6 protein-coding genes are annotated in these 7,354 nt (G+C 59.2%); 3 read left to right on the plus strand and 3 right to left on the minus strand.

Going from position 1 to position 7,354, the window contains the following annotated elements; all coding sequences use genetic code 11:
* The first annotated feature begins 24 nt into the window (after window positions 1-24).
* From NKJ20_RS26045 to NKJ20_RS26055, 3 genes are all read left to right on the plus strand, one after another.
* The gene (locus NKJ20_RS26045; protein ID WP_352748020.1) at window positions 25-1,893 is read left to right on the plus strand and encodes an ABC transporter ATP-binding protein; all 1,869 of its coding nucleotides are present in this window, start codon (window positions 25-27) and stop codon (window positions 1,891-1,893) included.
* Complete coding sequence (locus NKJ20_RS26050; protein WP_352748023.1) at window positions 1,893-3,788, plus strand: ABC transporter ATP-binding protein; 1,896 nt, start codon at window positions 1,893-1,895, stop codon at window positions 3,786-3,788. The genes NKJ20_RS26045 and NKJ20_RS26050 overlap by 1 nt, the downstream gene beginning before the upstream one ends.
* A 159-nt stretch (window positions 3,789-3,947) precedes the next feature.
* The gene (locus NKJ20_RS26055; RefSeq protein WP_352457028.1) at window positions 3,948-4,151 is read left to right on the plus strand and encodes a hypothetical protein; all 204 of its coding nucleotides are present in this window, start codon (window positions 3,948-3,950) and stop codon (window positions 4,149-4,151) included.
* A 247-nt stretch (window positions 4,152-4,398) separates the two neighbouring features.
* On the opposite strand, the gene NKJ20_RS26060 is transcribed toward NKJ20_RS26055, so the two are convergent.
* The 3 genes from NKJ20_RS26060 to NKJ20_RS26070 form a co-directional block, all read right to left on the minus strand.
* Window positions 4,399-5,439 (minus strand): LLM class flavin-dependent oxidoreductase, encoded by a 1,041-nt coding sequence (locus NKJ20_RS26060; RefSeq protein ID WP_352506792.1) that lies wholly within the window; start codon window positions 5,437-5,439, stop codon window positions 4,399-4,401.
* A gap of 91 nt (window positions 5,440-5,530) precedes the next feature.
* Window positions 5,531-6,670, minus strand: coding sequence for a histidinol-phosphate transaminase (hisC, locus tag NKJ20_RS26065; protein ID WP_352748024.1), 1,140 nt, complete (start codon window positions 6,668-6,670; stop codon window positions 5,531-5,533).
* 235 nt (window positions 6,671-6,905) lie between these two features.
* Window positions 6,906-7,058, minus strand: coding sequence for a helix-turn-helix domain-containing protein (locus NKJ20_RS26070; RefSeq protein WP_352748027.1), 153 nt, complete (start codon window positions 7,056-7,058; stop codon window positions 6,906-6,908).
* Window positions 7,059-7,354: the final 296 nt, after the last annotated feature.

Raw genomic sequence — 7,354 nt, forward strand, 5'->3', positions numbered from 1 at the left:
CAAAATGCAGTCGGGAATACACCCGTGAGCAGTGATGCTATCGGCAGCGCAACGAAGGCTCTGAATTCGTTGACCCATGTGGAAGCGGCGCGCTGGCGCCGGGATTTGAGTACGCTGTTGCGCATCACGCGTATGAATTTGCGGCATCCCTGGCAGGTCGCCTTCGCTATGGGCTCGACGGTCCTGGCGGCAATCCTCCAGTTGCTCATTCCCCAGCTTCTCGGCCGGGCCGTCGACCTGACCCAGACAGCCATCGGGGGCGGTGTCGCGGGGACCGCGGCAGGACAAGCGCTCTGGATCCCGGCTCTCCTGCTGCTCGCCGTCAGCGCGCTACGCGGCCTTTTCACGATGGCGCAGAACTATTTTGCCGAAGCCGTCGGGCATCATGTCGCGTACGAACTGCGGCTCGCCTACTACGACAAGATCCAGCGTCTCAGCTTTTCCTTTCACGACCGGGTCCATTCAGGCGATCTGATCACCATCGGAATGCTCGATCTCCAAGGCGTGCGGATGTATTTTTCCACCGCGCTCGTTCGCGTGCTCCTGCTCAGCATGCTGATCGGGATCGGCGCCTACATGACGATCTCGACCGATCCCATGCTCGGCCTGATCGCGCTGAGCTTCGTGCCTTTTGTCGCCTGGCGCTCATCGGCCACACAGCTTAGGCTGCGCGCCACCTGGCTCGACCTGCATGAGCGGCTTTCGGTACTAAGCCGCGTGATGGAGGAAAATCTCGCAGGCATCCGCGTGGTCCGCGCTTTTGCGGCTCAAGCCTATGAGATGCTAAAGTTCGACGGCGCTTCCAAGAACGCGCTCGACCTCGCCCACGACCGAGTTGACATCTACGTGCCCAGCACGTCGGCGATGACCTTGTCCTTCTTTTTCGCAATGGGATTGGTGCTCTGGATCGGTGGCAGCAGGCTCGTCGCTGGCGAGATCAGCGTCGGAACGGTGGCGACCTTCCTGACCTTCATGACAATCCTGCAAATGCCAGTCCGCCAGATCGGCCTCATGGTCAATGCCTTTGCCCGCGCTTCTAGCTGCGGTTCGCGGCTTTTCGGTCTCCTCGACCAGGAGATCACAATCAGGGATGCTCTCGAGGCCAGACCGCTCGAGATAAGCGACGGCACTCTGCGCTTCCACAATGTCTCGTTTGCGTACCCCAGCGCCGAAAACTGCGCCATTCTGAAGAACCTCAGCTTTGAGGCCCGTAGAGGCGAGACGATCGCGATCGTCGGTCCGCCGGGTTCGGGCAAATCGACGATGGCTCATCTGGTCCCCCGCTTTTACGACGTGACCGGTGGCGCCATCACGCTGGACGGCCAGGACATACGTAATGTCACCCTCGCGACGCTTCGCAAGGCGGTCGCCGTCGTACAGCAGGATGCATTCCTATTCACCACCACGATCGAGAACAACATCGCTTATGGCGATCCCTGGGCGAAGAGACAGCGAATAGAACGCGCTGGCGAATTCGCCCAGCTCCACAACTACATCCTCGGGCTCCCAGCAGGCTACGAGACGGTCGTGGGCGAACGCGGCGTCTCTCTCTCTGGCGGCCAGCGCCAGCGTCTCACGATTGCTCGCACCATGATGCTGCGCCCCTCCGTCGTCGTTTTCGACGACTCAACGGCGGCGATCGATGCCGGCACCGAGCAGCGCATCCGCGCGGCGATGCGGCGCTTCGCCAAGGATCGGGTGACGATCATCATCGCGCACCGGCTGAGTGCGCTTATGCACGCCGATCAGATCCTTTTTGTCGATAACGGCGAAATCGTAGAACGCGGCACGCATCAAGAGCTTTTGGCGAAGCGGGGACGCTACAGGGCCCTTTACGATCTCCAGACGCGCCCGGGTGATGACATTATGACCCAGTATGGGGGCGCCCGCTGATGGCGCAGGGCCGCGCCGGCGAACTCGAAGCCGAACGTGACGACGGCAGACGCCCTCCGCGCGCGGTTGTCGGCTCGCACCGCATCGAGGAGGAGATGTTCGGCCGGGCTTTCGACAAGAGCATCCTCCGGCGCATCTGGACCTTCGTCCGTCCCTATCGGGCCAGGGTAGTCATCACGATTGCAGCAATGCTGATCTTCACCGGGACGCAGCTTCTCATCCCGTTGATCATCCGCTACGCGATCGACCAGGGCATGAACCCGGCAAGGACCGATCGCTCAGCCCAGCTTGCGGCCGTCGGCGCGTTCGTTTTGGCGATTTTGGTCAATTTCGCTGCCGGCTACATGCAGGAAACCGTGGTTGGGAAAGTGGCCGAAACTGTCCTGTTCGACATCCGCCGCGCCATGTTTGGCCATCTGCAGAAGGTGTCGCTCTCCTTCATGGACAAGACCGAGGTCGGACGCCTCATGTCGCGCCTGCAAGGCGACGTCAACTCCATACAGGAATTCCTCGAAACCTCGGTATATTCCGTAGGCGATGTTGCGCTTCTCTTCGGCATCGTTTTCGTAATGCTGTGGCTCGACTTCCGCCTCGGCCTCCTGACGCTCTCGGTTCTGCCGGTCCTGGTGATCGTCCGCATTGTCTGGCTGCCGCGTGCCCGCGCCGCCTTCATGGCTGCACACGAGACTAATTCCGTCGTCAACGGCGCGCTGGCCGAAGCCATTCACGGCGTGCGCACCGTCCAGTCCATGGACCGCCAGCAGGTGAATTTCATCCTTTTTGACGACAAGGCCCATGCCAACCTCAGGACCCACCTGATCGCTGCCAAATATGCACTGGTCATGGTGCCTATCGTCGATGGCCTCACCGGCCTCGCCATGGCCGCCGTTATTGTGGTCGGCGGCTCGATGGTCATGAATGGCCGCATAGATGTGGGCGTATTGGTTGCCTACCTATTTTACATCCAGCGCTTCTTTGACCCGATCCGCTCACTCACCCTGCAATATTCGGTCATGCAGCGCGCCATGGCCTCAGGCAAGCGCCTGACCGATGTGCTCGACGTCAAGATCGATGTTCAGGACAAACCCAATGCCGAGGTGCTTTCGCCCGGAATGGACGGCTCGGTCGAGTTCAGGGACGTCACCTTCGGCTACAATCCGAACCGTTCGGTGCTGAAAAATGTCTCCTTCCGGGTCAATCCCGGCGAGACGGTCGCACTGGTCGGGCCGAGCGGTTCTGGCAAATCGAGCGCGATGGCCCTGGTCCACCGCTTCTATGATGTTCAGCAGGGCCAAGTGCTGGTCGGCGGACATGATGTGCGCGATCTCACCCAGGAATCGCTCGGCCGCCAGGTCGCCATGGTGCTGCAGGAGCCGTTCCTGTTCACCGGGACGGTCTTCGAGAACATTCGATACCACAAGACGGAAGCCACGCGCGACAAGGTGATCGAGGCCGCCAAGGCGGTCGGCGCCCACGACTTCATAATGAGCCTCGCCGACGGGTATGAGACCCAACTTGGCGAACGCGGCGACAACTTATCTCTCGGCCAGCGCCAGCTTATCAGTTTCGCCCGCGCCCTCGTCGCCGACGCCAAGATCCTCGTGCTCGACGAAGCTACCGCCAACATCGACAGCTACACGGAAATGCAGATTCAGAAGGCTCTGATAAAGCTGCTTGAAGGGCGCACTGGCCTCGTCATCGCCCACCGTCTTGCCACGATCCGGGGTGCCGACCGCATCATCGTGCTTCAGAATGGCCAAGTTATTGCGACTGGCAACCACGATCAGCTAATAGCCATGGGCGGCCTGTATTCCAAACTCTACAATCTCAACTACGCCTCCTTTGACGATATTCCAGAACACGATACGACCGTACAAGCCGGCTCCCAGACCTGACGTCTTGGCGGCCTTGTGGTACTGACATTGACTTCGGGCGTGCCGGCGGACACTCAGGCCGCCGCAGACGAGGAAGCAGGCAGCATTCATGCAAAGCACTCGCGCGGATCGTGAAGACCGGCTGCGAACGATTTCCTCCAGCGTCGTTATCCGACCGCGGTGCACGCCGCGACATCGGGCGAACTCGCTCCAGGTGGTGTCGCTCGGCGTAGCAAAGCCGCTCGCGAGCGCGCCCTCAACAGCGCCGTAGCGAGTGACGGCTTTGCTACCGCCGAGCCGCTGATGAAGCTGGATGCGGGAGCCGCCACCGGCGCCGCCCCGGTCGAGAAGAACCTCTTGCGGCGGGCTATGGGCAACGACTAGCGCGAGCGCGACGAGCAGATGCGTGCCGGCATCGTGACGCGCTCGGCCATCATCTCCTTAGGATCGTGCAGTCTCACACCGTGCCCAGATGCCGGCCAACGTACAAACCTGGTAATCTGTGCCGCCGGCTCGTCGTCAGTTTGGCCTCCCTCACGATTTCCCCAATCCCCACCACGTGCACGCTCGAGCAATGTGAGGGAGCGCTGTTACAACGATTTACCTTCGGATCAGACCGCGAATTTCATGGTCAGCCAAGTCGAGCCATGATTTCGGATTGAATGGTCGTCGCGGTGTATAGGGAAGCATCTAGCGGCAGATTCCCAAATGCCAGTTGACAAAGAAGGTAGTTAGCACCTGCCTCTTCCAACTGACTGAGCAGAGCTTCTCGCACAGACGCTGCTGATCCTACCACGCACAATTCACTCTCGACTGCCGCATCGAAGGTCAGCGGCAGGTTGGGTGGAGTGGGGATAGCGTTAAGCTCGTAAAGGAATTGGAAGCTCTTGAGCCATCGTTCGTAAGCAGGTGCCGCGAGCGAATAGGCATGTGTGTCACAACGCCCAACCACGACCATGCGGAGCAATCCAATAAATGGCGCTCGATTGCCCGCGCCAGTGTTGTCCTCTTGATAGGCGCGGAACGCATCAGTAGTTTTGCGAACAGAAGAGGAAGGTCCTACACACGCGATATTTGCTCCATTCGCAGCGGCCCAGGCTGCGGACTCGGGTCGATTGGCGGCGACCCATGTCGGCGGATGTGGACGCTGATGAGGTCTTAGCGTCAAAGGAACGTCATTGAGCTCAAAATGGCGGCCCTGATAGCACAGCGTGCCAACCTTCATGGCATTAACAAGTATTTCAACAAGAATTTCGCTGGCTTCCGCATAGCGGCCCGGCACCGCGTCCGCACCAATCCCGAAGTAACCCAATTCGATCGGGAGAGCACCGCGCCCTATGCCCAGTTCGAGCCTGCCACCGCTCAACTGGTCCAGCATACAGATCTCTTCGAACGCACGCAGCGGATGATAAAGCGCAAGCAGCATCACCAAGGGTCCGAGACGCAGGCGCCGGGTGCGCTGGGCGACGCTCGATAAGAACAGATTCGGCGATGGACCTCTCCCATGGGGGGTACAGTGGTGCTCTGCGAGATGATAGGCATAGAACCCTAGCTGATCGCACGCCTCTGCTAATATCAGGCGATCTTCGTACTGCCGGGCGATATCGAGGCCGTCCTCGTCCAGATGATCGAAGATGCCGAAGGCTAGGTTTGAAGGAAAGACGTTTGTCACTCGATATTGTCCCTGATTTTAAAGAAAAATGTTGTCGTGCTTGGGTGACCAAGCAAGTCTAAAGATAGCAATGTGTGATATCGGATTAGCGTCAGCGTACCGAACGAGCAGAGCCTGACGCTCCCCTGCCCGTGGTGCTTGGTATGTTTAAGCTTCCAACTATATCGCGAGCGGCAGCAAGAAATGCATCCAATTGCTCTTTTGTGCCGATGCTGACGCGGATGCAATGTTCCAAACCATTGTCCGGAAAGTAGGCAACGAGTATCTTTTGCCTTTCCAAGGCTGCTTGCCACCATGAGCCGTCCTGTCCCGCTGGCACACGGGCTAGCAGGAAATTTGCGTGGGAGGGCGTTACGGAAAATCCAAGTTGCGACAGTGCGGCTGTCACTCGCTGTCGTTCATGTCTGATGTGCTTGTGGTTCTCTGCGTAGGCGCCGCGATGCGCAAGCACGCTGATACCAACCGCATGCCCGATCACGTTCATGTTGAAGACGTTCTGGATGTTGCGCAGCCTGCCAATAATCTCAGGGTGACCGAAACCGAAACCGACGCGAATGCCGGCGGCGGCATAGCTCTTCGAAAATGTTCTCAAGATCAGAAGGTTCGAATAACGGTTGATGAGGCGCAGCCCGTGATCGGGTGCAAAGTCGACATAGGCCTCATCAAGGACGACCAGGCGATCCGATTGTGCCACGAGGCGTTCGATATTGCTTATCGAGAGGAATGTTCCGGTCGGATTGTTTGGATTGGCCACCAGAATGAACTTGGCGTCTTTTGCCGGACCGGAAAGCAATTGCTCCATTGGCAGCGAATGAGTTTGACATCCCATCTCGAGAAACTCAGCACCATGCAACATGGCAAGTTTGCGGTTGAACGAAAACCCTGGCGATATCATCGCCACCTTGTCGCCAGGGGCGAGGAAAGCTCTGTAGATGAGTCCGAGCAGTTCAGACGACCCGTTGCCTGCGATGACCTGATCCGTGGATACCCCATAGGTATTGGACGCTGCTTCCCTCAAGCTGATGTTATCGTCGTCCGGATACAGATACTGGCGATTGAGGGCCGCCACTGCACTTTGCATTATGATTGGCGGCAACGGAAACGGGTTCTCATTCGTATTCAGCTTGACAAAACTTTCGTCCGGCGCTGGTCCGTTGGACGGCAGAGCATCTAACTGTCGCGTCCCTTGCGGAAGAGACGAAAGCACAGCTTGCAGTTTTGCATCGGACATATTTTATCTCCGTTTCAGTCGCACAGGGGCATCCGTATGAGCTCGCAACGAGAGCAACATGGCGGACGGATTGACGATGGCAGCGTCGCCTTTCACAAGATGGTCGCAACGCCGGCTGCCACGGGAATTCGGCCAGGCTGTCCTCGGTCGGATCGACTTGACGCGGACGCGGATCTGCATCCCTGCGCGGGCCAAGCCGCTAAGCGGTCTCAGCTAATCCGCCTGAGTCATGCTTTCACAGACGCTTGACCTCGATGCCGTATTTCCTCAGCACGTAGCCAACCTGGCGCGGGGTCAGTCCAAGCAGGCGCGCCGCCTTTGCCTGCACCCAGCCACATCTTTCCATGGCAGCAATGACGCGCTCGGCGTCGGTGGTCCTCGCGCCCAATGAGTGGGTTGCTCCGGCAGGCGGGACTGTGGTGGCGGCCGAACGAGCGGCCGCATCCGGCGGCGTGGCCGGATTCACTGCCTCTGGGAGGATTGGCGCTGGTTGCAGCGCGGCCTTGCCCGATCTGCTCTTCCGCAGCGCCTCGGCAAAGCATTGGTCGTGGGAGCACGCAAAGTCGTTTCTCCCGATTGATCGTCCCTCCGCCAGGATCGTGTTTGGACCGGAGACATCGCGAACAGGTGTGCGAGGACATCGCGAACAGTGCTCCATGCTATCTCTCGACGAGGTTGAGGTCG

The sequence above is a fragment of the Mesorhizobium sp. M0185 genome, assembly GCF_040322175.1.
In the GTDB taxonomy this organism is placed as follows: Bacteria; Pseudomonadota; Alphaproteobacteria; order Rhizobiales; family Rhizobiaceae; genus Mesorhizobium.

Coding starts and splice junctions, on each gene's coding strand:
- NKJ20_RS26050 (WP_352748023.1), top strand. CDS start 1,893: ATGGCGCAGGGCCGCGCCGGCGAACTCGAAGCCGAACGTGACGACGGC.
- hisC (WP_352748024.1), bottom strand. CDS start 6,670: ATGTCCGATGCAAAACTGCAAGCTGTGCTTTCGTCTCTTCCGCAAGGG.